Raw genomic sequence first — 25,760 nt, forward strand, 5'->3', positions numbered from 1 at the left:
ATGAAAAGATTTAAAATTCCTTTCTTATTACTGCTCGGATTGCTCACAACGGTATCCTGCTCAAAGGATTTTCTTGATGCAGAACCTCTAACAGTACAAACCGATGCGAACTTTTATCAAACTCCCGAGGATGCATTCGCTGCTCTGGTAGGTGCTTATGATGGAATGCAGGCTGCCGTGGGAGGCGTAGCGGGATTGAGTTATCCCGTGGCCAGTATGGTATTATCAGACAACATGTATGGAGGTGTGGGAAATGCAGACCCATTTAATTTCCAGGCTGTAGACGAATTTGACATTAGTCGTGCCCCAACCTTCGCAAATCTATATGAACCATTATGGATTGCATATTATCGGGCGATCTACCGTTCCAATGTTTTGATTAGCAAAATGGACCAGATTGACTGGAGTGAAGATCCGGATCTACGCACACGATATGAAGCTGAAGCTCGTTTCATTAGGGCTTACATGTACTTCCAGATGGTAAAACTATGGGAGAATGTGCCACTATTAACAGAGCCTAATCCTGAAATTGTTCCACCGGCCACTCCAGATGAAATCTACGCTGTAATTGCAGAAGACCTTCTTTTTGGTGCCGAGAATCTTCCTATGGAGGATTACACTGCAATAGATGCAGGGAGAATCGATGTATGGGCTGCGAAATCTATGTTGGCACGGGTATACCTCTATTATACCGGTTATTACAGTCAACCTGATCTTGTCGGAATGGTGAGCCAGGCCGAAGTGCTTGCACATCTTGAAGATGTGATTGAGAATAGTGGTCATGGACTGGTCCCTGAATATGCCCAGCTTTGGCCTGCAGCTTCTCTGGAAGATTTTGCCGGAGAAAATAATCAGGAGATTGTATTTTCAGTGAAACATACCTTCACAAGTGATTATAATGGAAATACAGATGGTAATCACTGGATGGTCATGCTGGGAATGAGAGAATTCACTCATTACCCATACGCAAACGGTTGGGGAATCACCGTTACTCCTGAGCTTTACAATGCCTATCCTGACGGTGACAAGCGTAAAGAAGCCTCTATTATTGCAATCGAAGAAGAAGATATTCCATTTGATAAAATTGAAAATCAGCGGGAATATACCGGTTACTACACGAAGAAGTACACTCCAATGGCCACTGAAGACGGTGGAAGCCTTGCTGTGGAACTTGGTGGAACCGATTTTCAAATTGGTCAATACCAGGATTTCTATGTCATTCGGTATGCAGATGTACTACTTATGGCTGCAGAACTGGGAAGTGCAAATGCACAAAGCTACTTTGACCAGGTGAGGGAACGTGCTTACGGGGATGATTTCAATTCTTTGGCTGTGACTCTTGAGGGCATCCAGAGAGAAAGAAGACTTGAATTCGCCCTCGAAGGAATCCGTTACTGGGATCTGCTGAGAAGAGGAGTTGAAGAAGCTGCTGAAGAACTGGCGGTAAGTACGACCCTCCTTAATGGTGGTATTGAGGTGCAAAAAACAATTTCTGCATCAAATGTTATAACCACAAGGGGGTTGCAACAAATTCCCAATAATCAAATAACCTTGTCAGATGGTGTACTGGTGCAAAATCCAGGTTGGTAGACTAATTATCCTAAACTGAAATTATCATGAAAAAAATAAAAGGAATTTTAAGTTTCCTCCTGGTGTCAACGCTGGTTTTCACAGCCTGTCAGCCAGATGAGTACAGTCTGGGGGAGACTTTGGACCCCTCACAAATAGATTTTGAAGTCATTCAGGATTATGATATCGATCCGGGAGGGAACACTGTCATTCTAAAATTTAATACACCGGGAGCAACACCCGTGTGGAACTATGGAACGGGGAGATCAACCAGTGTTGTTGATACTATACGCTTTGCTTTCCAGGGAGAATATGTTATTGATCTGGATGTGATCACTCAAGGGGGTGTGGTAGATATGGAACCCGTCACTGTGACTGTAACCGAAGATAATCTTAGTTATGTGAACGATCCATTATGGACAGACCTTACCGGTGGTGTGGGAGAATCTAAAACCTGGTATCTTGACCTTAATGAAAATGGCGAATCCATTTACTTCGCCGGACCTCTGTATTTCTATGGAACAGACAATGGATGGCTTGCAGGAGGTATTGATGGTTGCTATGAAGAAGGTGGTGATTGCTGGAACTGGCAACCAGATTGGGCCGGTAACCAATGGCTAATGCCTGCGGGAGATTATGGATCTATGACCTTTAGCCTTGAAGGTGGACCATTTGTTACTGTAGATCATAACATGCTGCCGGCTCTGGGAGAACAAACAGGATCTTTTTACCTTGACAGGAATAGTTATACTTTATCTCTTACCGATGCCGAAATCCTGCACAACGAGAGCAATGATGCGTGCGTTGACGACTGGGGTAACATTAGAGTTTTCTCTCTTACAGAAGATACAATGCAACTCGGAGTCCTAAGGCGTGACGACTGCGATGGTGCTGCCATGCTCGTTTACAACTTTATTTCTGAAGAATATAAAGAAAATTACGTTCCGGTAGTTGAGGAGCCTACTATAGATGAAGGCTTTGATCCCGAATTTGCACCAGGTGAACTATTGCAAATGTTGACCGGCGGACCTTCTTCCGGAAGATATTGGGAGCTTGATGCCAGTGGAAATCCTGTAGACTGGCTGGCTTCAGGAATTGGATGGACAGAAAGTGCCGACAGCTCCAGAGATTGGGGTTGGAATGCAGATTGGGACGCAATGGCCGAAGGCTCCTGGATCAGGTTTGATCAATGGGGAGCTCAAACGTACACCAAATATAAGGATGGGCTTGAAACCTCCGGAACCTTCACCATTAATGAAGAAACCAACGAGGTTATTCTTGAAGAAGGAATGAGTCTTCTTGGGGTGGAAGGCCACTGGATGAGCCCTGCTACTAACGTTATCAAAGTTGTAAAGGCTTATGACGATTTCGAGACCAGGGGAATCTGGTTCGGTACCAGCTACAACAGCGAGACTGACGAATGGTTAGTTTTCCATTACATTTTAGGAAGTGACGGTGGCGACGGAAATGGAAATGGTAATGGTGATGGAGACGGTAACTCACAACCCACAGGATTAGATTTTGACAATTCCAAATTAGTAATTGGTGATCTTGAAGAGAATGGTAATCTTCGTCTGGAATTATTTAATGAGTATGGGTCTACCATGAATGATCCCGGTTTAGACCGCTCCCAAGTAGCTTTCAGTGACAGGATAGAAGTAACTTTCACCTTGAATGGAATCCCCACCACAGAGTCTTATGATGCAAAAATTTATTTTGCTGATGCCGATTGGTCTCCTCAGGGAGATGGAAATATTACAACTGTTAATGGAGATGGCACCTACACCGTAACCTTTGAAGCATCAAGTGCAGCTCAGGGAGCAATGGTTTTTGTCATAGATGTGGTTGGTTTAGCTGCAGATATAACCGATATGGATGCAGTCTCAGCTACCATTGAAGAAATTGTAATGTTTTAATCGGGTGATTCCCTTATAAAATGCTTAAATGCTGAAATTAAAAGAAAGAAGTTTTACAAATCTAAGGCTTCTTTCTTTTTGCTTCGGCTTACCAATATGAAGTCGGGTTTTTCTGAAAAGACCTTTTCTTAAATTAAATTTTGATGATCAAAAAGAGTTATTTTTTTCCTGCCTTATTCCTTTTTCTGAACTTTCTTTATTCTTGTGATAGTTCTTCTCCTGAAGAATTTCAAACTGAAAGAAAAACTTCTTTTAATGAGGACTGGCAGTTCAGGCTTGGAGATTCTCTCGAAAATGATGTTTCAGAAGAGGAATGGAGAACCTTAAATCTTCCTCACGACTGGAGTATTGAAGGGGAATTCAGCCCCGAGCATCCTGCCGGAGTTGGAGGTGGAGCTCTGCCCGGAGGTTTAGGCTGGTACAAAAAGAATTTTACAATTGCAGAAAGCGATAGCACAAAATTAACTACCGTAACTTTTGACGGGGTGTACCAGAACAGTAAGGTCTGGATAAACGGAAATTACCTGGGTAACAGGCCTAACGGTTATATTGGTTTTCAATACGATCTTACTCCTTACCTCAATTATGGAGATGAGCAAAATGAAATTCTCGTAAAGGTTGATAATTCAGATCAACCGAATTCCCGGTGGTATTCAGGCTCAGGAATAAACAGGAATGTTTGGCTGGGACAAACAAATAAATTACACGTGCCTCAATGGGGAACTTTTGTAACTACTCCTACCGTAAGCAAAGACAGCGCCCTAGTTCAGATAGAAGTTGAAGTGGCTAATAACTATAGCGGGGTCAAAAATGGCATTTTAGAGACCTCTTTATTTTATAAGGATCAGGAGGTAAATTCAGCGGCTGAAGAATTTGAAATTCAGGCGCAGGATACTTCCGAAGTAACTCAGCAAATAAAGGTTTTGCAACCTCAATTATGGTCGGTAGAAGACCCGCAACTTTATTCCGCAGTGACAAAAATTAAGGTTGACGGAGAAATTGTCGATGAATACACCACTCAGTTTGGGATCAGGGACTTTCGATTTGACCTGGAAGAAGGTTTTATCCTGAATGGGGAACAGGTAAAGATCAAGGGAGTCAATAATCATCATGATCTTGGTCCTTTGGGTGCCGCCGTCAATACAAGGGCTATTGAGCGCCAGCTTGAGATCATGAAAGAAATGGGAGTTAACGGAATAAGAACCGCCCATAATCCTCCGGCTCCTGAACTACTGGAACTAACAGACAAAATGGGCTTTATTGTAATGGCCGAGTCATTTGACATGTGGGAACAGGGCAAAACAGAAAATGATTACAGTAATTACTGGGAAGAATGGCATGAGCGTGATATGAGAGATATGCTCCTTCGCGATCGTAACCATCCAAGTATTTTTATTTGGAGCATAGGTAACGAGGTGCCCGAGCAATGGAGTGAACGTGGTGCAGAAATAGGACGGGAGCTGGCTCGAATTACAAAAGAGGTGGATCCTACCCGCCCTGTCACAGCCGGAATGAATCCCCCAATCCACACAGGCCAAGAGGACGTGACCCTACAGTTTGATGAACCTCAACAACCGAATGCTCTCGCCGGATCGGGTGCGCTGGATCTTATTGGTTACAATTATGCGCATCAAACTTACCCGAAACACCAGGTGAACTTTCCCAATACTCCATTTATAGCTACTGAAACTACTTCGGCTTTGGCTACGAGAGGTTATTACGAATTTCCTTCAGACACTATAAAGATCTGGCCGGTGCGCTGGGACATTCCTTTTGACGGAGGGAATCCCGATCACACGATTTCAGCTTTTGATCAGGTGAGGACGCCATGGGGCTCTACTCATGAAGCAACCTGGAAAGTCATTAAAAAACATGATTTCCTTTCAGGATTCTACATCTGGACAGGATTCGATTATTTAGGTGAACCAACTCCCTACGGATGGCCTTCCAGAAGTTCCTACTTCGGAATTGTGGATCTCGCAGGTTTTCCTAAAGACACTTACTACATGTACAAAAGTGAATGGACAGATGAACCTGTACTTCATCTTTTGCCTCACTGGAATTGGGAAGAAGGAAAAATTGTAGATGTTTGGGCATACTACAACAATGCTGATGAGGTAGAGCTTTTCCTGAATGGGGAATCTGTGGGTACAAAACGAAAAGAAGGAGATGACCTGCACGTGATGTGGCGATTTCCTTTCAAAAAGGGCACTTTGAAAGCTGTTTCCAGAAAAGATGGAAAAGTAGTTCTTGAAAAAGAAATAAAAACCGCCGGAGAGCCTGCCAAATTAGTTATGCAGCCGGACAGGAGTACCATCAAGGCAGATGGACAGGACCTGTCTTTTATAACGGTTGATATTACAGATGAAAATGGCACCCTTGCGCCAAGAGCCGATAATGTTGTTCATTTTGAGGTAACTGGCGGTGCGGAAATAATAGGAGTTGCCAGCGGTGACCCCACCAGTCATGAGTCTTTTAAAGGAACTTCACATTCCGCCTTAAGTGGAAAAGTTCTGGTGATAATCCGGGCCGGAAAAGAAGCAGGGCCGGTGGAAGTTACTGCCACTGCAGACGGTCTTCAGAAAGCAACAACAACGATTAATCTTGAATAGAAATATGAAATTTATAGCCCCAAACAATCAGAAAATGAGAAAGAGTTGGTTATCCGGCATGGCATTACTGGTAGGTACTTTAATTAGTCTCCCAGTCACGGCACAGCTTCAGGAAGTGGATATTTTGAACACTCCTGTGGACATCAGCGAAGATTTTGTTGACTACAACAATACTTTTTATTTTGCCGATGAACTAGTGGATTTTAATCCTCAAACCGGGATGGGAACAGTTAAGTACCTGCGGCACGATTACCAGACCAGGCAAGCCTTTAATAATATGCTTATGCGACCTGTGCCCGTTGAGGCTAATGAATTTCCAACGACTGAATACGAAGTCTCTCCCGAATTACCTCTCCAGATTCAATTCGTTTCTGACCGTACTATAAGGATAAAAATGGCCTCGGGACCACAATTCCATAAGCAGGAAGAATCTTTAATGCTAGTTGATGGTACTGCACCAAACCGCCCGGAACTTTGGAACTACTCAAAGATTGAAGGCGGTCACAGTTACTCCAATGAATACGGAAGAGTTGAAATTCTGGCTAAACCCTGGCATGTTAAACTATATGATGAAACCGGGAAATTGCTCACCAGTACCTTGCACAGTTCAGATGTGACGAGTACATATACTCCGGTGCTTCCGTTCTCTTATGTACGAAGGAACAGCGATTACTCTCGTAGTATGGCAGCCGTTTTGAGCCTTGAGCCGGGTGAAAAGATCTTCGGACTCGGAGAATCTTTTACTCAATTCAACAAGCGGGGTCAAAAAGTGGTTTTATGGGTTGATGATGCAAACGGGGTTCAGAATGAGACCATGTATAAACCTATCCCGTTTTACATGAGCAGTCGCGGGTACGGAGTCTTTATGCACACTTCATCTCCAATTACAGTTGACTTCGGAAAATATTTTAACGCCGCCAACAACATGATGATTGGTGATGATGTCGCCGACCTTTTCTTCTTCCTTGGAGAACCAAAAGAGATTCTTGACGAATATACCGACCTCACCGGGAAAGCAGAAATGCCGCCACTGTGGTCCTTTGGTTTCTGGATGAGCCGAATTACCTATTTTTCTGAAAAAGAAGGGCGGGAGATCGCTTCAAACCTTCGGAAATATAAAATTCCGAGTGACGTGATCCATTTTGATACCGGATGGTTTGATGTGGACTGGAGAAACAACTATGAGTTTGCTGAAGATCGTTTTGATGATCCCGTTGATATGATGAAAGACATGAAAGAAGATGGTTTTCACATATCACTTTGGCAACTACCATATTTTACTCCTCAAAATACCCTTTTTGACGAGATAGTGGAAAAAGAACTGGCCGTAAAAGACAGAAAAGGAAATATTCCTTTTGAAGATGCCGTATTGGATTTTTCAAATCCCGAAGCTGTGGAATGGTACCAGGGAAAACTAAAACATTTGTTCGATCAGGGTGTGGGAGTTTTTAAAGTTGACTTTGGAGAAGCTGCCCCGGCGACCGGGCAATATCATTCCGGCCGCACCGGTTTTTATGAGCACAACCTTTATCCGTTGCGTTACAACAAGGCCGTGGCAGAACTTACCAAAAAAGAAAAAGGTTATTCCCTTATTTGGGCTCGCAGTACCTGGGCCGGTAGCCAACGTTACCCATTACATTGGGGAGGAGATGCGGCTACAACAAATACGGCAATGTCGGCTACCCTTCGCGGGGGACTGTCACTTGGGTTGAGTGGTTTCAGTTTCTGGAGCCATGACGTGGGCGGCTTTGTAACAGCAGCGCCTGAGGGTCTTTATAGAAGATGGACTCCCTTTGGAATGCTTACTTCTCATGTGAGAAGTCATGGAGAGCCACCTACAGAGCCATGGCTTTACAACGAAAGTTTCCTTCAAGCCTTCAGGGAAGCAGATAACATGAGGTATGAATTGATGCCTTACATCTACGCCCAGGCAAAAGTAAGTGCAGAACAGGGATTGCCAATGATGCGCGCACTCTTCGTCGAATTTCCCGATGATCCAGGCTCCTGGTTAATTGATGATCAATACCTTTTCGGCTCCAGCATGCTGGTGGCGCCACTTTTTGAAGAAATTACCGAAAGGGAAGTATATCTTCCTCCCGGAAAATGGATCGATTACCAAACAGGTAAAGTGTACGACAGCGGTTGGCATACCATCAAAGCCGGGGACATCCCAATTATTGCCCTTGTGAAGAATGGAACGGTAATTCCGCATATAGAATTGGCACAATCGACTCAGGACATGGACTGGTCAAAACTAGATCTGAAGGTTTATGCAGCTGAAGAAACTAATGAGGCAACCGGAAAAATTTATTTACCTGAAGGAGATGCAGTGGAAACCATTTCGGTTTCAAAAAGAGGGAGCAATTTTGAAGTTACCGAAAATCCGTTGAATGGAAAAACCACCTTCAGAACGCAGTGGCAAAACCAGGAAAGGTAAACCAACCTTCATGGGATAGTCCTCCTGAGCTTATTTCAGGATCGCATTCTCCTGACCACCATATAAGATTAGAAGCAGAATTTTTATCGTAGTAAGCATATTTGAAGACAATTTAAGTAATAAAAAATGATCACCAGATTTATACTAATCCCCGCATTTGTTCTTTCGGTTTTTTCCTGTAATGAAGAGACAGCAAAGGTTCACGAGCTTAGTTCACCCGATGGCCAAAACAAAATAAAGCTTGAGCTCACCAATAACAATCCAAAATATTCTGTTAGCAGGGGTGAGACCGAAATAATCACCCCTTCAGAGATGGGTTTTGTTTTTAAAGACAACGACACCCTTGGGAATAATTTTGAAATCACCGGGATTGAAGAAACCTCAAAAGATGAAACCTGGGAACAGGTTTGGGGTGAAAAAAAGCAAATAAGAAATCATTATAATGAGATGGTTGTTAATCTTCAGGAGAAATCAGGAAAGCAGAGGAAACTTCAGCTGGAGTTCCGGGCGTTTGATGATGGAGTTGCTTTTAGATATGTTTTTCCGGAGCAGGGAATTGAGGACAGCATATTTATTATGGATGAACTTACCAGCTTCAACCTTAAGGATGACGGAAAAGCCTGGTGGATCCCGGCTTATCACGAACAACGCTATGAGAATTTATTTGAAGCTTCACCGGTTAGTGAACTGGATACGGTACACACTCCTCTTACGATCGAAAGCAACAGCGGACTGGCAATCAGTTTTCACGAAGCAGATCTCGAGGATTATGCCAGTATGACTTTGACTAATACTTCCGGAAATATTCTAAAGGCCGATTTAGTTCCTTGGGCAGACGGAGTGAAAGTGCGTACTACTAATTCATTTACTACTCCATGGCGAACTCTTCAAATTGGGGAAGAACCCATAGATCTTATAACTTCTTATTTGATTCTTAACTTAAATGATCCAAATACAATAGACGATACCAGCTGGATAGAGCCTGTTAAATATCTTGGGATTTGGTGGGGAATGCATATTGGGAAATACACTTTTTGGGAAGGTCCCGATCATGGAGCGTCTACTAAGAATGCTAAAGAACATATTGATTATGCCAACCAGCTGAGAATTGACCACTTATTGATCGAGGGTTGGAATAAGGGCTGGACGCCGGATTGGTACCAAAATGCGATGCATCAATTCAGTTTCACTGATGCTACAGATGACTTTGATCTTAAAGAAGTGACCGATTATGCTGCAGAAAACGGGGTGCAAATCATTGGCTACCATGAAACCGGGTCCAACATTGACAACTACCTGCAGCAGATAGACAGTGCTTTTGCATTGTACAACAAAATGGGAATTCGTGATGTGAAAATTGGCCACGTAGGTTCTATGCTAAATATGAAGGAATGGCACCATGGACAGTTCGGGGTAAATTATTTCAGATATGTTCTGAAAAAAGCTGCCGAATATAACCTCACGGTGCTTTTCCATGAGCCGATCAAAGACACAGGAGAAAGACGTACCTATCCTAATATGATGGCCCGTGAAGGTGCCCGCGGAATAGAATATAATGCGTGGAGTGAAGGTAATCCTCCCGACCATGTGACTATTTTACCATTTACTCGCTTCCTTGCGGGACCTATGGATTTTACCGCCGGAATTCTGGATGTTGAGATAAGCCAGGGCTACCCCGGAAGAAGGGTTCACTCCACTTCTGCCAAACAATTGGCGTTGTTAGTGACCGTGTATTCTCCAATCCAGATGCTGGCCGATCTACCGGAAAATTACGTAGGTAAACCCGAATTCCAATTCCTAAAGGATGTGCCGATAGACTGGGCAGACACAAAAATTTTAAACGGAGAAATTGGAGATTACATCACGACAGTAAGAAAGGATATCGACAGCGATGACTGGTATCTTGGCAGCATTACAGATGAAAATGCACGCGACCTGGAAATTTCCCTTTCCTTCCTGGATGATGATGCTAAATATGAAGCACAAATCTATGCGGATGCTGAAGGAACAGGACTTGACAATAATCCTGAAAAGGTGGAAATAACCTCCAGGGAAGTAACTGCATCAGATTCTCTAACTCTTGAACTGGGTGCCAGTGGTGGAACTGCAATAAGATTTAAGAAAATATAAGATAGCCGGGGAAAAGTCTGGTTAAGCACCGGCATCTCTAGAAATTAAAATCATGTTCAAAACTTTTAAATATATTCTTTTGTTTGTTTTTGCCCCAACCCTGTGGGCACAACAGGGCTATGAATATCCTTTTCAGGATCCATCTCTGGACACTGAAGAGCGAATCGATAATCTGCTGTCTGTGATGACACTGGATGAGAAGATTAAAGCTTTGAGTACTAATCCTTCAATACCAAGATTAGGCGTTAAAGGGACGGGACACGTGGAAGGACTTCACGGACTTGCCCTGGGTGGACCTGCAGGCTGGGAAGGCAGAAATCGGGAAGTACAGGTCACCACCACCTTTCCACAAGCCTATGGACTTGGGGAAACATGGGACAGGGAATTAATTCAAAAAGTTGCTGCGGCTGAAGGTCTTGAGGCCCGATATGCCTTTCAGAAATACAACCACGGCGGACTCGTTGTTCGTGCCCCCAACGCCGATCTCGCAAGAGATCCACGATGGGGACGTACTGAAGAAAGCTATGGAGAAGACGCATTTTTGGCAGGGGAATTAACAGTGGCTTTTGTAAAAGGCCTGCAGGGAAATGATTCAAATTACTGGCAAACCGCTTCTTTAATGAAGCATTTTCTGGCAAACAGCAATGAAGATGGACGTACTTATACTTCATCAGATTTTGATGAGCGGTTGTGGAGAGAGTACTACGCTTTACCTTTCAAAAAGGGCATTCTGGAAGGAGGTTCCAGGGCATATATGGCTGCTTATAATAAAGTCAATGGAATTCCTGCCACCGTTCATCCCATGCTCAAAAAGATCACGGTGAATGAATGGGGACAAAACGGGATCATTTGTACAGATGGTGGTGCGTTCAAGCTGCTCCTTTCAGATCACAAATATTATGAAGATAAATACCTGGGAGCCGCTGCTGTTATTAAAGCCGGAATCAACCAGTTCCTGGACGAATATACCGAAGCTGTTTACGGCGCAATCGCCAACGGTTACCTTTCCGAAGCTGATATTGATGAGGTAATCCGTGGAAATTATCGTGTCATGCTCAAGTTGGGAATGCTGGATCCTGCTGAAAATAATCTTTTCACCAAAATTGGGACCGGAAAAGATACTATCGATCCCTGGACTACTGAACAGCATAAGCAGTTGTCCTTGGAAGCAACCCGAAAGTCTATTGTACTTCTTAAAAATGATCCTAAACAGAACCTTTTACCGCTCAACAAAAATAGGATTAAGACCCTTGCCGTAATAGGTTCACGTGCAGATGAGGTGCTTTTGGACTGGTACAGTGGAACTCCGCCGTACCGGGTAACTCCTTTGGAAGGAATTAAAAATAAAATTGGTGAAGATGTGGAAATCCTTACTGCCGAGAACAATGCAGATGGAAAAGCTGCTGAAATTGCAGCAAAGGCCGACGTTGCTATTGTTCTGGTAGGAAATCATCCCACTTGTAATGCAGGTTGGGCCGATTGCCCCGTGCCAAGCGAAGGAAAAGAATCTGTAGACCGGCAGTCGCTTATTCTCGAATACGAAGACCTTATAAAAATTGTTCATCAGGCAAATCCAAATACGGCCGTAGTCCTTATCAGCAGTTTTCCTTATGCTATTAACTGGACAGAGGAGAACATTCCGGCTATAGTGCATATGACGCAGAACAGTCAGGAATTAGGCAACGGACTGGCAGATGTGCTTTTTGGAGACTACAATCCGGCAGGAAGACTCACGCAAACCTGGGTAAAAAGTATAACAGACCTGCCTCCATTGATGGACTACAATATCAGGAATGGAAGAACCTATATGTATTTTGAAGGTGAGCCGTTGTATGCATTTGGCCACGGTTTAAGTTATACCGACTTCAGGTATGAAGGAGTTGAGGTGGATAAAAATACTCTTCAGGAAGGTGAAACTGCTACTGTAAAAGTAAAAATCTGGAACACCGGGAAAATGGACGGCGAGGAAGTCGTTCAGCTCTACGTGAAGCACTTAGATTCTTCAGTAGAGCGACCTATTAAAGAATTAAAAGGTTTCCGACGAGTGCCGGTACCCGCGGGAAAAACTGTGACAGTTGACCTTCCGCTTAAAGCTGAAGATCTAACATACTGGAACGTCCATACACAACAGTTCGAATTGGAAGAAGGAAAAATTGAAATCCAGGTAGGTGGAGCTTCAGATATGGTCTCCAAAACTAAAATAATAAGCATTCAGAAATAAATATTGATTATGAGAAACAAATTATTAGCTCTTTCAGTTGGTTTTAGCCTTATCGCCTTTACAGGATGTCAGGATGGATCGGCAACTGATACAACAAATACAGAAGAAGCGAAGGAAAAAGACATTTTTGAGGGGAAACCCCTTAGCATGGAATACGAAGATGAAATTGACAGTTTAATTTCACTAATGACCCTGGAAGAAAAATCGGGAATGTTGCATGGGACAAGCATGTTTGCCACTTCAGGTGTTCCACGCCTGGGAATTCCGGAATTAACCATGGCCGATGGACCCCTGGGAGTACGTGAGGAGATCTCCCGGGACTCCTGGGCACCTGCAGGATGGGAAAATGATCATGCAACTTTCCTACCTGCCGGCGGCGGGCTCTCAGCAACGTGGAACCCTGAGCTGGCGTACACCTTTGGCAATGTCATAGGCGCAGAAACACGTGACCGCAATAAACATGTCCTACTGGCGCCTGCTTTTAATATCATCAGGACTCCGCTGGGTGGCCGCACCTACGAATACTTTTCTGAAGATCCATTTTTGAACAAGCAAATTGCTGTCCCGTACATAGTTGGGATTCAGGAAAATGATGTAGCTGCCAGTATCAAGCACTACGCCGTTAACAACCAGGAAACAAACCGTGGTACCGTGGATGTACTCCTGGACGAGCGAACCCTTAGGGAAATTTATCTTCCTGCTTTCGAAGCTGCCGTTGAACAAGGACATGCCTATAGCGTCATGGGCGCTTATAACAGATTACGTGGAGATTACCTAAACGAAAATGAATATATGCTCCAGGAGGTTTTGAGGGACGAGTGGGGTTTTAAAGGATTTGTGGTTTCAGACTGGGCTGCAATCCATAGCACGGTTAAGGCCTTAAAAGCCGGAGCAGATGTTGAAATGGGAACCAACGCACCTTTTGAGGAATACTATTTCGCCCAACCGCTTATAGAGGCTGTAAAATCGGGAGAACTTTCTGAAGATGAAGTAAATGAAAGTGTTAGAAGAGTGCTTAGGGTGATGTATAACATTAAAGCAATTGATTCCACTGGACGCGCTGAAGGCAGCCGTAATACTGAACAACACTTGAAGGATGTTTACAATATCGCTTCAGAATCTGTGGTTCTCCTAAGAAATGAAAAGGACTTGCTTCCCATAAATGCTCAGGAGATTAATAGCATAGCTGTGTTAGGAAATAACGCCACGAGAACCTATGCCCAGGGAGGATTTGGTGCCGGAGTTAAAACAAAAACTGAAGTTACGCCGCTTGAAGCACTTCAGAATAAACTACCGGAATCTGTTACAATAAATTACGCCAAAGGTTACGAGGAAAATTATGTTCCTGCGGAAGACGGAAACCAGAATTACGGCCGCCAAACTATTGATGAACTGGACGAAGCGATGGTGCAGGAGGCAGTAGAGGCTGCAAAGAAATCTGATATTGCAGTGGTTTTTGCCGGTTCCAACCGGGATTATGAATCTGAAGCAGCAGACCGTCGGGACCTTCAATTGCCATTTGGCCAGGAAGAATTTATCGACAGGATCAAAGCAGCAAACCCAAATACAGTCGTTGTAATGATTGCCGGTGCTCCTTTTGATCTTCGAAAAGTGGAAAAAGACGCTTCCACTCTAGTATGGAGCTGGTTCAATGGATCAGAAGGTGGAAACGCTTTAGTAGATGTGCTTTTAGGAAAAATTAATCCATCGGGGAAACTGCCATGGACTATGCCGATGGCATTGGAAGATTCTCCCGCTCATGCTACTAACAGCTTCCCGGGGGGCGAATCTGTAACTTATGAAGAAGGAATTCTGGTTGGTTATCGCTGGTTCGATACTAAAAATATCGATCCTATGTATCCCTTTGGCTACGGACTTTCTTACACAGATTTTGATTTTTCTAACGCCCGAGTAAATAAAACTGAAGCTTTTACGGACGATGAAACTATTCAGGTTTCTGTAGATGTTACCAATATCGGGGAACTTGATGGGAAGGAAGTGGTTCAGCTTTATGTTTCCAAAACAGATTCTAATGTAGAGCGTGCCGCTCAGGAACTTAAAGGTTTTGAGAAAGCAATGATCGCTGCAGGGGAGACAGAGACTGTGACTATTGAAGTGCCGGTAAAAGAACTTGCTTACTATAATATTGAAAATAAAAAATGGACCGTAGAACCGGGAATCTACACTCTAAAATTGGGGAATTCTTCCCGCAATATTTTGCAGGAAGTAAAGATTGAAATAGAGTAGGAAGTTTATAAAAGAAGTTTCAAAAATGCCCTTTTTGGATAGGCATTAGTTGAAGGTCAAAGGTTAACTAGTTTCGGAAGAAATAAAAATTATGCAATACTTAAAAAATACAGCTATCCTTTTCGTGCTATTGATATTGGCTTGTGGCCGTAGTAATCAGCAGGAAAGTGTTGATGAGCTTCAGAAGGAAACTTATGTTGCCGACTGGGATTCCCTTGCAAAATATGATGAGACTGCTGAATGGTTTAAAGATGCCAAATTCGGGATCTATTTGCATTGGGGAGTTCTGTCCGTTCCGGCGTATGCAAACGACTGGTATCCCAGGAATATGCACATAGAGGGTACAGATGAATATCGGCATCACGTGGAAACGTACGGAGAACATTCCGAATTTGGATATCACGATTACGTGCCCATGTTTAAAGCCGAAGAATTTGATGCCAATGCCTGGACCGATTTGTTTGTAAAGGCAGGTGCGAAATTTGGGGGGATTGTGGCGATTCATCATGACGGCTGGTCGAACTGGGATAGTGAGATCAACCCCTGGAATTCTGTTGACATGGGTCCCGAAAGGGATATTGTAGGGGAGCTGGAAAATGCCTTTAAGGAGCGTGATATGAAATTTGTCACCACCTTTCACAAGGCGAGGAACCTTCAAATTGCACAACAGGATTCTACAAAATGGCTGGATGACACCTCGTATTTTCCATACAATCCGGAGTTGCCGACTTCTTCCGAAGATTCTTTGCTGTCGATCATGTATGGCAATATTTTGAAGGAACAATTTTATAAAAACTGGCTGGGGGAATTAAAAGAAGTCATTGACAACTACAGCCCCGATCTTATTTATTTTGATAGCAAGCTCGACAAATTACCCGACTCCCTGAAGAGAGAATTTGTTGCGTACTATTTCAATCATGCTGAAGCCAAAGACAAGCAGGTGGTGATCACCCATAAAGAGGGAGAATTACCTAAATCTGTAAGTCTGGAAGACCTTGAGAAAGGACGAATGAAAGACAAGACTGAGGAATTCTGGCTTACCGATGAAACGGTTTCTGTAGGCAGCTGGAGTTACACGAATGATCTTGGCCTAAAAACTTCTGATGAAATTATTGACCTATTGGCCGATATCGTGAGTAAAAACGGAGCTTTAATGTTGAATATTTCTCCTAAGGCAAATGGCGTTATTCCGCAGAATCAGCAGGATATTTTATTGGAAATTGGAGAATGGCTGGATACCAACGGCGAAGCCATTTACGGCACACGCACATGGGAAGTGTATGGTGAAGGTCCTACTAAACAGGAGCGATCGGGAATGTTTCTGGACAAATTGACTTACACCGCAGAAGATGTGCGATATACCCAAAAAGGGGAAAACATCTATGCTATTTTCCTGGGATGGCCGGGGAATAATAAACGAGTCACTCTAAGCTCTTTTTCACAAGAAGTGCTGGGGACAAATGTTCCCAATGTTAATTCCGTTTCAGTTTTAGGTGGCGGGGAGATAGCTTATGAACTTAATGAACAAGGACTACATCTTACAACTCCTGCAAATACAATAAATGAAAAGGCATTTGTAGTCAGGATTTCAACCGGAGACTAACATTAACTTAATACTTTTAATCATGTTGAAGACAAAATTTACATCGTGGACATTCCTGCTACTAATGTTAGTAGCGGGTTTTACTTCCTGTTCGCAGGAGGATGATAACGACCCCGTAATTGTAGATCCCTCGCTCAGCGTTAGCCCTGCGGCTATGGCATTTAGTGCTGAAGGTGGGGCAAAAGGAATGCAGATATCCAGCAACACCCTCTGGACTATTACAGGAGTTCCGGACTGGCTAAGCCTTTCGGAAGTTGCCTCTGAAGGAACCTTGAATATTCAGGTTACCGCACAACCGAATGAGATGTTGGAGAGCAGAGCTGTAACTTTAACGATATCTGGAGATAATGGAGATCTTGTGGATGAAGTACAGGTAACCCAGGAAGCAGCCGAAGAAGAGGTGCCCGATGAAGGAGTTGAAGCTTCTATTCCACCGGATAATTCTGGGATGAGAGATATGACAAGTGTTCAATTATCAGATGAGATGGGAATTGGCTGGAACCTTGGAAATTCTCTTGAGGCCATAGGCGGAGAAACCGCCTGGGGAAATCCGGTCGTTACTGAGCGACTTATCGATTCAGTAAAAGCAGCAGGTTTCAATACCGTTCGAATTCCAGTAGCATGGAGTAAATTCTCAGATCCCGAGAATTTTATAATTCAGGAGCAATGGATGAATCGCGTAGAAGAAGTTGCAAATTATGTGCTGGATAATGACATGTATGCAATCATCAACATCCACTGGGATGGCGGATGGATGCAACCGACTTATGATGACCAGGATTATGTAAATGAGCGTTTAGATGCCATGTGGCAACAAATTGCTATTCACTTTAGAGATTATGACGATAATTTACTTTTTGCCGGCACCAATGAAGTTATGGTCGAAGGTGATTACGGCACTCCTACCGAGGAATATTATACCGTTCAAAACAGCTTTAACGAGACTTTTGTTAACACGGTGAGGGAAACTGGCGGTAGAAACCACTACAGGCATCTCGTAGTACAGGGATTTAATACAAATATCGACCATACCGTGAATTATGTTGTTGTTCCCGAAGATGTTGTAGACAACAGGTTATTCATGGAAGTTCACTACTATGATCCCTACAATTTTACGCTGAATGAAAATAGTACAGTTTACCAGTGGGGTGAAGACGCACCGGAATCTGAAGATTGGGCAAATGAATCTTATGCCGATAGTCAATTTGAAAAAATGAAGACCAATTTTATCGATCAGGGAATTGGAGTGATTTTGGGAGAATATGGCGCTATTAGGAGAGAGGGAGTTGAAGGACATGAAGCGTATCGGGAATATTATAATGAATATATAACCGCGGCTGCCCTGGAACACGGATTGGTACCGGTATACTGGGACAACGGAGATGTAGATGATCTCGGTTTTGCCCTTTTTGACAGGAGTACGGGAGAAGTTCTTTATCCCGGGCTACTGGATGTTTTAATGGCCACAGAAAATTAGTTGTTAGTTAGTTTCTAATTGTTGAAAAGCTTATTCTCCTCCTGTGGGGGAGAGTAAGCCTTTTCTTTTTTTCTACTTTAGTCATTCATTTTAGATTCTGGATATGCTACAAAAGATATTTAATTCACAGAAGTACGTAGTGATAATGCTTCTGCTGGTGACCACACTGGTATCAGCTCAGAACCCTTCTAATTCCGCACTTACTTCAGCAGCTTCTGTAGCGGAAGCGGGGATGAGTGAATCGCGACTGGATAAAATTGATCAAATGCTCAAAGAAGCTATTGCTGAAAAAGAAATTCCGGGAGCTGTAGCTCTAATAGCGAAAGATGGCAAGATTGTCTACCATAAAAGCTTTGGAACGGCTAATGCTGAAGGCAGTGAACTGCAAAAAGATGACATTTTCAGAATTGCGTCTCAAACAAAAGCTATAACCTCGACTGCCGTCATGATGTTGTGGGAGGAAGGGAAATTCAGGCTGGATGATCCCATTTCCAAATATATTCCGGAGTTTAAGGATCCTCAGGTCATTGAAACCTTTAATGAAAAGGATTCTACTTATACTACAAAACCGGCAGGTAAGGAAATAACTATCCGGCAGCTACTCACCCATACCTCCGGCCTGGGATATGGCAGAATAGATTCTGATGAAAAAATTAGAAAAATATACGCTAAGGCGGGGATTGTTGACCTTTTTACCACAGATAATGTAAGCATTGAAGAGAATGTGAAGAAATTAGCAGAATTGCCACTGTACGCAATGCCCGGTGAAGAATGGCACTACAGCGAAGGTCTTGATGTGCTTGGTTATTTTGTGGAAAAGATATCAGGCCAAGCATTTGACCATTTTTTAAAGGAAAGGATTTTTGAGCCCTTGGGAATGGACGATACGCAGTTCTATATTTCTGAAGAAGATGAGGATCGTCTTGTAGCCGTGCAGCACAAAAAAAATGGAGAATGGCAGAATTTTCCCATTACTTTTTACGACCCCGATTATCCTTTCAAAGGTGCAAAGGAATTCTTTTCGGGTGGGGCCGGGCTTACAAGTACTGCGGAAGATTATGCCCGTTTTCTTCAATTGTACCTGAACGGGGGTGAACTTAACGGCAACAGGATACTAAGCAGGACCACTGTAGATCTTATTCTGAAAAATCACGCAAAAGAACTTTTTGGAGATCCAAATAAAGATCACGGATTGGCATTTTCAGTCCTGAATGAAGAAGGAGCTCGAACCGGAGGTTTGGGAAGTGAAGGCACATTCGACTGGGGAGGTTATTTCAACACCCAGTATTTTGCAGATCCCGAAGAAGATGTGATTGGAATTATTCTAAAACAAACTCAGGGAGACACCGGCGATGAAACCGGATGGAAGTTCCGGCAGATGGTGATGGCGAGTATTTCTGATTAGATCAGGAAGTTGTCTGGAGAGAATTCTCCGATATAAAGAACTTCTAAAGTTGGAAATGCAGAGCTTTATTAGCCACTAAAAGATACTGGAATTATAATTTTACTGTTTAACATCTTCCATCAGCCACTTTTCCACCTCCTGATCTTCCTGTCCATGTAAAACCGAAATATCGCCTGTTGTTTCAAATACTACAGCCTTGACCTGGGAAAGTTGGATAACATTTGCCTCCCGTAGCTTCGCACGCAGGTCTCCTTTTGTAACTCTTGCTTTTTTTAAATTCTCTTCCAGAACCCGGGAACCCTTCATTAATAAAAATGGTTTATTCTCCACAAGCTTTCCGAAGGAGTCAAACCTTCTTAAATAAGCAACCAGCTGCTGTAGAAGATAAACAGATGCAAGGCCAATTATTCCTGTTACAAGATTCACAGAGGCTAATAAAAGAGTACTACCTATAATCGATCCAATCGCAATGGTCATTGCGAAATCAAAACTGGACATCTTAGAGAAGCTTCTTTTTCCTGCAATCCTGGTGAATAAAATCACAGCACAGTAAATTCCTACTGCCGACAAAAAAACGGCTAATAAAGATCCGCCTGAAATACCAAAATATTTGTCCATACCGAGTAATTTTTAGTATAAGGATAGTTGTACAAGATAATAATTCCTTTCAGTTCCAATGGGAGCTAAAGCTTTTTAGTTTTAGTCCTGATTGAGCTCCCTGAATAAAATCTTGTTAGGCACCAATAGATTAGATTCAAAAGAAATATTTAGCTGCAAAATTTAAATAATCTAACCCCATTTTGATGTCCAATTGAAGCCGGATATCCTTTTTAACTATCGAGGGCCATGAGAGCATCAAACCTTAAGATTTCGTGAAATAACGTGCGGTTAACAGTCTTGCGGGTTATTATTCAGTACTTTAAGGTTATAACCTTAAAACAGATATAATTATGAAAAGAATATCTTATAATTTTTACAGCGCACTTATAGTTTTGATGCTACTCTTTACCTCGGCCAATGTTAGTGCCCAGGATAGGGATATGCTAATGGACATGGAAAAGCGGGAAGTAATACAAACTGATGCGATGGATGCGAAAGCTGCTTTTAAAAGGGCCAATCCAGAATTGGAAAATATGCTAAATGAAGCTGCCGGTTATGCAATTTTTCCTAATGTAGGAAAAGGAGCCTGGATCCTAGGTGGTGCAGCAGGAAACGGTATTGTTTATGAAAACGGCGAAGTTGCCGGTTATGCTGAGCTTAGACAAATAGATATAGGATTCCAGTTTGGAGGAAAGGCTTTTAGAGAATTGATTGTTTTCCAGACTCAGGAAGCTCTCGACACGTTCAAGGAAGGTAATTTTGAATTTGGCGGTAGTGCTTCTGCAGTGATCTGGGATGAAGGAGCGGGTGAAGCCCTTACTTTTGAAAATGGTGCCGGAGTAGCAATTATGCCCAAAGCCGGACTTATGGCAGGTATATCTGTAGGAGGTCAGGAGTTTGACTATCGTGCAGTTGAATAAATGCCTAAGAAAACTCACTTTTTAAACCGGATCGTTTTGATCCGGTTTTTTTATGCGTTCAATAGAATCGGCTTTTGGTCTTATGTGGTTGCAGTTTTCAGGAGGATAATCTGAAGTAGAAATTAAAATCCTACTGGCTACTGATTACTGACCACTGCGTACTATTTTTAGGCTCCCTGTCCCACGTTCTGCATCAATCCGCCGTCCATGACGTAGGTGGAGCCGGTAACGTAATCGGAATCTGATGAAGCAAGAAAAACTGCAAGTTTTGCTATTTCTTCAGGTCTTCCTGCGCGTTTCATGGGGATGTGTTGCACCTGATCCTCCCTTTTTTCCCTGTCTTCAACAGCCTCCTGATTCATCGGGGTGAGGATCATTCCGGGTGCGATATTATTAACATTAATTCCTTCTTCTGCCAGTTCCAAAGCGAGAACGCGCGTAAAGTTGCGAACTGCACCTTTAGAAGCGCAGTATTCTGCTGTTCCCGGGGCAGGAATCTCTTCATGAACAGAGCTTACATTAATGATCTTTCCTTTTTCTTTTTGCTTTCTTAGCTCCTTTATAAATCGGCGGGTACAGAAAAAGGTGCCGTACAGATTTATTTTAATGGCTTTATCCCACTTTTCCGTTGGCATCTCCGCTACTTTATAACCCTGCCCGTTAATAGCAGCGTTATTCATTAAAATATTCACCTTTCCGAATTCTTTCAAAGCCTTGTCAAACATGTTTTCCACTTCCTTTTCTTCAGAAATATCAACTTTAAGAACCATCCCTTTTCTTCCTGCTGCTTCAACTTTTTGGAGGGTTTCTTTGGCACCTTCTTCATCGGTATGATATGTTACCACTACGTTCGCTCCTTCTTGTGCAAAAGCAATTGCTGAAGCCTGTCCTATTCCCGAATCGGAGCCAGTGATGAGTGCTACTTTTCCTTCTAATTTTCCCATGGCTATGTCTTTTATGCTATTTTTCAATAGCTTATGAAGCTAGTAAGTAATCCTTAAAGCAGGCGTTAAGGAAAAGGTAATTTCAAAATCAAAACTTGAAGTTAAGCATCATGCTCAGGCGATTTCCGTCACCGCCATGATAAAAGCCGATATTCCCGGTTATTGCAAGGCCGGCACTTATCCAGACGGAACCTCCGTAGTTGTTGTGCCATTGCTCTGAGTTTTCACCAGGCGTCCAGACCCGTCCATAATCGAATCCTACAGTAGCTCCATAAACAATGGGTATAAACCGGTTTTCCCATAATCCTAATGCGGTTCTAAGATCGGTACTGTGGTAAAAGGCTTGTTTTCCATTAAAACGGTGATTCCTGTAGCCCCTTAAATTTTGATTTCCGCCAATAGTGGCAGCATGGTAGATTTCATAATTATCGCCAAAAATGGCCTCTCCCCCTACTTTTGTAGCAAAGACTGCATAGCCGCTGGAGATTAAGGGATAATTAATTGAAACTGACGGTTCCAGATAAGCAAATTTATTTCCCGCACCGTCTATGCTACTCTTGTAGCCGCTGGTAAGCCTAACATCAGATCCCAGGCTGGGGAAGGCAGTTGTGTTTTTACTATAAAAACGGTAGTTAGCTTCTAGGCCGGCATATAATTGAGAGTCAAAAATGTCATTTTCGGGAGGTAATATTTCCCCGAGAAAAGTATCGGGGTCATATTCCACCTTGAATGATTCAACCAAAGTCCTTAAATCAAAAATACTTCCGGCATCGTTGCGCCAAATAAGAGCAGGCGAAAAATGCCATTCTTGGATCTTTAGCCGGTTGTAGTTTCTATTTACTTCCTTTCGAAAATATTCAGCTTCACTTCCGCTTCCGAAGTAATTGAGGGTATAATTGGGGCTGGTATACCGGGCGGTAATTCCCAGGTTCCAATTGTAAAACAGGTGTGCAAATTCTCCGTTATAGTTTAAAGAAAATCCATTGGTATCATAATAATAGTTGGCCAAAAGCTCATGTTGAGCCTGGAACGGATTATTAACCAATCCATATTTGGTCCAGATAGCTTCAGCGCCCAGGGTGAAACCTAAATCGGTTTCAAAATTTACGTAAGGAAGTGCCTTAAAGGTGCTGTATTTAAATTTTTTATAGTAAAAATTATTAATCTTGTAAGAATCCACCAGGAGTTTACGGGAACCCGGCTGCACGATCTCATTTTTGGAACTTTTAAAATCGTAGAGTTTTACTTTCTTTTTATTCTGAAAGTCGTAAACATCCTCTCCCGGACCTCCCAGTACCCTAATCTTAACGGGATCATCGCCCTCTCCTGAAACTATGAAAGTATCCTCACCGGACATTCCATAGATCCAGATCTCATCTGTCTCATCTGAATCGTAAGTGTGCATGAAGATCTCTTCGCCTTCTGATGTTTGTGTGATCTCGGTCATTCCGTCTTCTTTCCTTAGGATCTCGAATTCTTCATCTTCATCTGTACCAGTGATCACAATGAACTCATTCATACGCTCGTAATATTCGCGGGCGATCTCCATAAGATTACCACGACGAGCTTTTAGCTTTTGTTTAATATCCTCTATGCTTTGATCCTGTGCTGCTTCAGGCAATTCAGCAAAGGCAGCAGCGATTTGTTCATCTGTAATTTCATTTTGAATAAATTTCACTTGTTGTTCCCAGGTTTCCCAGTCACTCTGGAAAAGGATTTGCAAGTCTAATGGATAACCGGACCAGTTAAACCATTTTACATTGTCGATATCTTCATCATACGTCTGCATCTTTCTTAGATTTGGCACTGCCAGTTTAATGGCATCAATAAGCGGTCCATCGTATTTAGAGAAAGCCTGATCCCTGTCGCGGGGAATAGGAACAAAAAGCTTGGATCCATCTTCTTCATATTCTGCCCATCGCCAATTGTCCTGGTGACGATCCCAATCCCCAATTAACATATCAAAAAGCCGGGCTTTGATATATTCATTTCTGTCTACACCTGCTGTGGGTTCTTCCCCAAGTTCTTCCAAAAGGTCAAAGGTGCTAAGGATGTCCTGGGGTTTCCTAAACTGTGGGAAATCCTTGTTCTCGTCCCCTGCGTGTGCCTGTAACTCATAAAGCTCATCTCCATATTCATCATTATGGATCCCGAGTGCCGGTTGTCGCGGTACGTAATAGATTTCCGGTTGTATGTGAGGTAAACCCAGAGCTTCGGCGAAGTTGTCAAGAGCAAACTTCGCATAGGGATGGGAAGTAGTAAAATAATCCAGTACAAGGCGCTGGGGGAAGGTGTTGTTGATCCTGTCGCCCACAAAAGAAGTAGGGAGGAGATCTGCTTGTATATAGCGGGTGGGACTTTTGCGCAGAGCCCGGAGCGTATATTCATGTTCATCTTCATTGATAAATCGAATGGAACGGGATTGTTGACCGCCACCTTCCTTGATAGGACGTAGTCCGTCGTAGATAGTATCCAGGAGCAGTACCGGCACCTCAATATTCCTGCTGTAGACTTCGCGGTAGTGGTCTCCCCATAGAAAACGGTAAAGTCCGCTCTTGCTGGTTTCTTCGGGAGTGTAAATGGAAGCCGAAAATGTGTTCCCAATTTCCTCCCATTGGTTTTTTTCCAATTCTATTTTAGTATTTCTTTCCCTCGGAATTTCTTTACTGAAAAGTGGCTCTTCAGCTGATGCCTCAGCTTGGAAAAATTCTACTTTGGAATTGCCGTTTTTGAATACTGTAAGTTTAGCATAGCCGGGTTCTTCGGAAGCAAAGTGATCTTCTTCTGTAGCTTTGGCAGATTCAGTTTCTGCGGCGGTGGCGCTAATGATTTGCGGATTTCTTCCATTGGATAGATACTGTAGATTTTTGTGATTTCCTGAAACAAAGATCACATCGTCGAATTGGCTTGCAAGCGTTTCCACGGTCTGCCGAAATTCACGGTACAGGGGATTTTCAAATTTCTGTTTCGAAAATGGGAATAATTTGTTCAGAAATCCTGGAGTAGTATTACTCAGTATAGGATGATGTAACACTACTATTTTGAGCTTTCCAAAGTTATCCTTTAAGTCATCTTTCAATTCGATAAAGAATCTTTCCCTGGTTCTAATGTCACATTTCACATTGAATTCACTGCTAAAATCCCAATCTTCCAGGTACCATTGAGAATCAACGATGATAAGGGCGATTTCATCATTTACCTGGATCTCTTCCACAGGACAACCATCATCTGGTAAAAATTCGCGATTGCTGTTTTCCTGTAAAAAGCTCTCCAGGTCATCCAGACTTTGAGGTGCAGATTCATTCCATTCATTTTCACCGGGAGTAAAGATTACATTTCCGTTGAAGTTATTTAAAGGCTGTAGGAGGTTCTTTGTGAGAAATTCCTGAGTTTGTTCCCTTTCCTGTTCTCCTTTAGGATAGCCCTGGTTCGGAGTTAAGTTTCCCGGCAGGAGGAGGGTTGCATCTTCATCATCCTGAGAAGCTTCCGAAATTCTTTCAAAGAGGGCAGGAGTGGCCATATCGGCACCCGGTGCTGTGTTTGATAGAATATAAAAAGTATGGGAAACACTAGAGGTATCTGCTTCCTGTACCTGTGCCTGTGCGAGTGAAAAGGAGGAAACAAGAAGCAAAATCAAGATTTGATAACAAACGGACCTGAAATAGTGGTCGGGGGAAAC

General features: G+C 43.0%; 14 protein-coding genes. 11 read left to right on the forward strand and 3 right to left on the reverse strand.

Features of this window, described 5'->3' with window-relative positions; translation table 11 throughout:
• From H148_RS0108515 to H148_RS0108560, 10 genes are all read left to right on the forward strand, one after another.
• Positions 1–1,590, forward strand: coding sequence for a RagB/SusD family nutrient uptake outer membrane protein (locus H148_RS0108515; protein WP_029034426.1), 1,590 nt, complete (start codon positions 1–3; stop codon positions 1,588–1,590).
• Between the two features lie 26 nt (positions 1,591–1,616).
• Positions 1,617–3,485 (forward strand): hypothetical protein, encoded by a 1,869-nt coding sequence (locus tag H148_RS17535; RefSeq protein WP_051286314.1) that lies wholly within the window; start codon positions 1,617–1,619, stop codon positions 3,483–3,485.
• Positions 3,486–3,628: 143 nt separating this feature from the next.
• Positions 3,629–6,097: a beta-galactosidase GalB gene (gene galB / locus H148_RS0108525; protein ID WP_037324869.1), complete on the forward strand. Its 2,469-nt coding sequence runs from the start codon at positions 3,629–3,631 to the stop codon at positions 6,095–6,097.
• Positions 6,098–6,155: 58 nt separating this feature from the next.
• Positions 6,156–8,534, forward strand: coding sequence for a glycoside hydrolase family 31 protein (locus tag H148_RS0108530; protein WP_425414074.1), 2,379 nt, complete (start codon positions 6,156–6,158; stop codon positions 8,532–8,534).
• Between the two features lie 126 nt (positions 8,535–8,660).
• Positions 8,661–10,664: a glycoside hydrolase family 97 protein gene (locus tag H148_RS0108535; RefSeq protein WP_029034429.1), complete on the forward strand. Its 2,004-nt coding sequence runs from the start codon at positions 8,661–8,663 to the stop codon at positions 10,662–10,664.
• A 52-nt stretch (positions 10,665–10,716) separates the two neighbouring features.
• Complete coding sequence (locus H148_RS0108540) at positions 10,717–12,885, forward strand: glycoside hydrolase family 3 C-terminal domain-containing protein (protein ID WP_029034430.1); 2,169 nt, start codon at positions 10,717–10,719, stop codon at positions 12,883–12,885.
• A 9-nt stretch (positions 12,886–12,894) separates the two neighbouring features.
• Positions 12,895–15,132: a glycoside hydrolase family 3 C-terminal domain-containing protein gene (locus H148_RS0108545; protein WP_029034431.1), complete on the forward strand. Its 2,238-nt coding sequence runs from the start codon at positions 12,895–12,897 to the stop codon at positions 15,130–15,132.
• Positions 15,133–15,223: 91 nt separating this feature from the next.
• The gene (locus H148_RS17540; protein WP_037324871.1) at positions 15,224–16,735 is read left to right on the forward strand and encodes an alpha-L-fucosidase; all 1,512 of its coding nucleotides are present in this window, start codon (positions 15,224–15,226) and stop codon (positions 16,733–16,735) included.
• 22 nt (positions 16,736–16,757) lie between these two features.
• Positions 16,758–18,212 (forward strand): cellulase family glycosylhydrolase, encoded by a 1,455-nt coding sequence (locus tag H148_RS0108555; protein WP_029034432.1) that lies wholly within the window; start codon positions 16,758–16,760, stop codon positions 18,210–18,212.
• A gap of 103 nt (positions 18,213–18,315) precedes the next feature.
• Positions 18,316–19,617: a serine hydrolase domain-containing protein gene (locus H148_RS0108560; protein WP_037324872.1), complete on the forward strand. Its 1,302-nt coding sequence runs from the start codon at positions 18,316–18,318 to the stop codon at positions 19,615–19,617.
• 99 nt (positions 19,618–19,716) lie between these two features.
• Here H148_RS0108560 and H148_RS0108565 read toward each other — a convergent pair whose 3' ends face one another.
• Positions 19,717–20,235: a DUF421 domain-containing protein gene (locus H148_RS0108565; protein ID WP_029034434.1), complete on the reverse strand. Its 519-nt coding sequence runs from the start codon at positions 20,233–20,235 to the stop codon at positions 19,717–19,719.
• A 332-nt stretch (positions 20,236–20,567) separates the two neighbouring features.
• Between H148_RS0108565 and H148_RS0108570 the strand changes: the two genes are divergently transcribed.
• A complete protein-coding gene (locus tag H148_RS0108570) occupies positions 20,568–21,137 on the forward strand; it encodes a lipid-binding SYLF domain-containing protein (RefSeq protein ID WP_029034435.1) in 570 nt (189 codons plus the stop codon).
• A gap of 167 nt (positions 21,138–21,304) precedes the next feature.
• On the opposite strand, the gene H148_RS0108575 is transcribed toward H148_RS0108570, so the two are convergent.
• Both H148_RS0108575 and H148_RS0108580 read right to left on the reverse strand, forming a co-directional pair.
• The gene (locus H148_RS0108575; protein ID WP_029034436.1) at positions 21,305–22,081 is read right to left on the reverse strand and encodes a glucose 1-dehydrogenase; all 777 of its coding nucleotides are present in this window, start codon (positions 22,079–22,081) and stop codon (positions 21,305–21,307) included.
• Positions 22,082–22,169: 88 nt separating this feature from the next.
• Positions 22,170–25,712: a BamA/TamA family outer membrane protein gene (locus tag H148_RS0108580; protein WP_156877229.1), complete on the reverse strand. Its 3,543-nt coding sequence runs from the start codon at positions 25,710–25,712 to the stop codon at positions 22,170–22,172.
• Between the last annotated feature and the right edge of the window lie 48 nt (positions 25,713–25,760).

It is taken from the genome of Salinimicrobium terrae DSM 17865, from assembly GCF_000424665.1.
Lineage (GTDB): Bacteria > Bacteroidota > Bacteroidia > Flavobacteriales > Flavobacteriaceae > Salinimicrobium > Salinimicrobium terrae.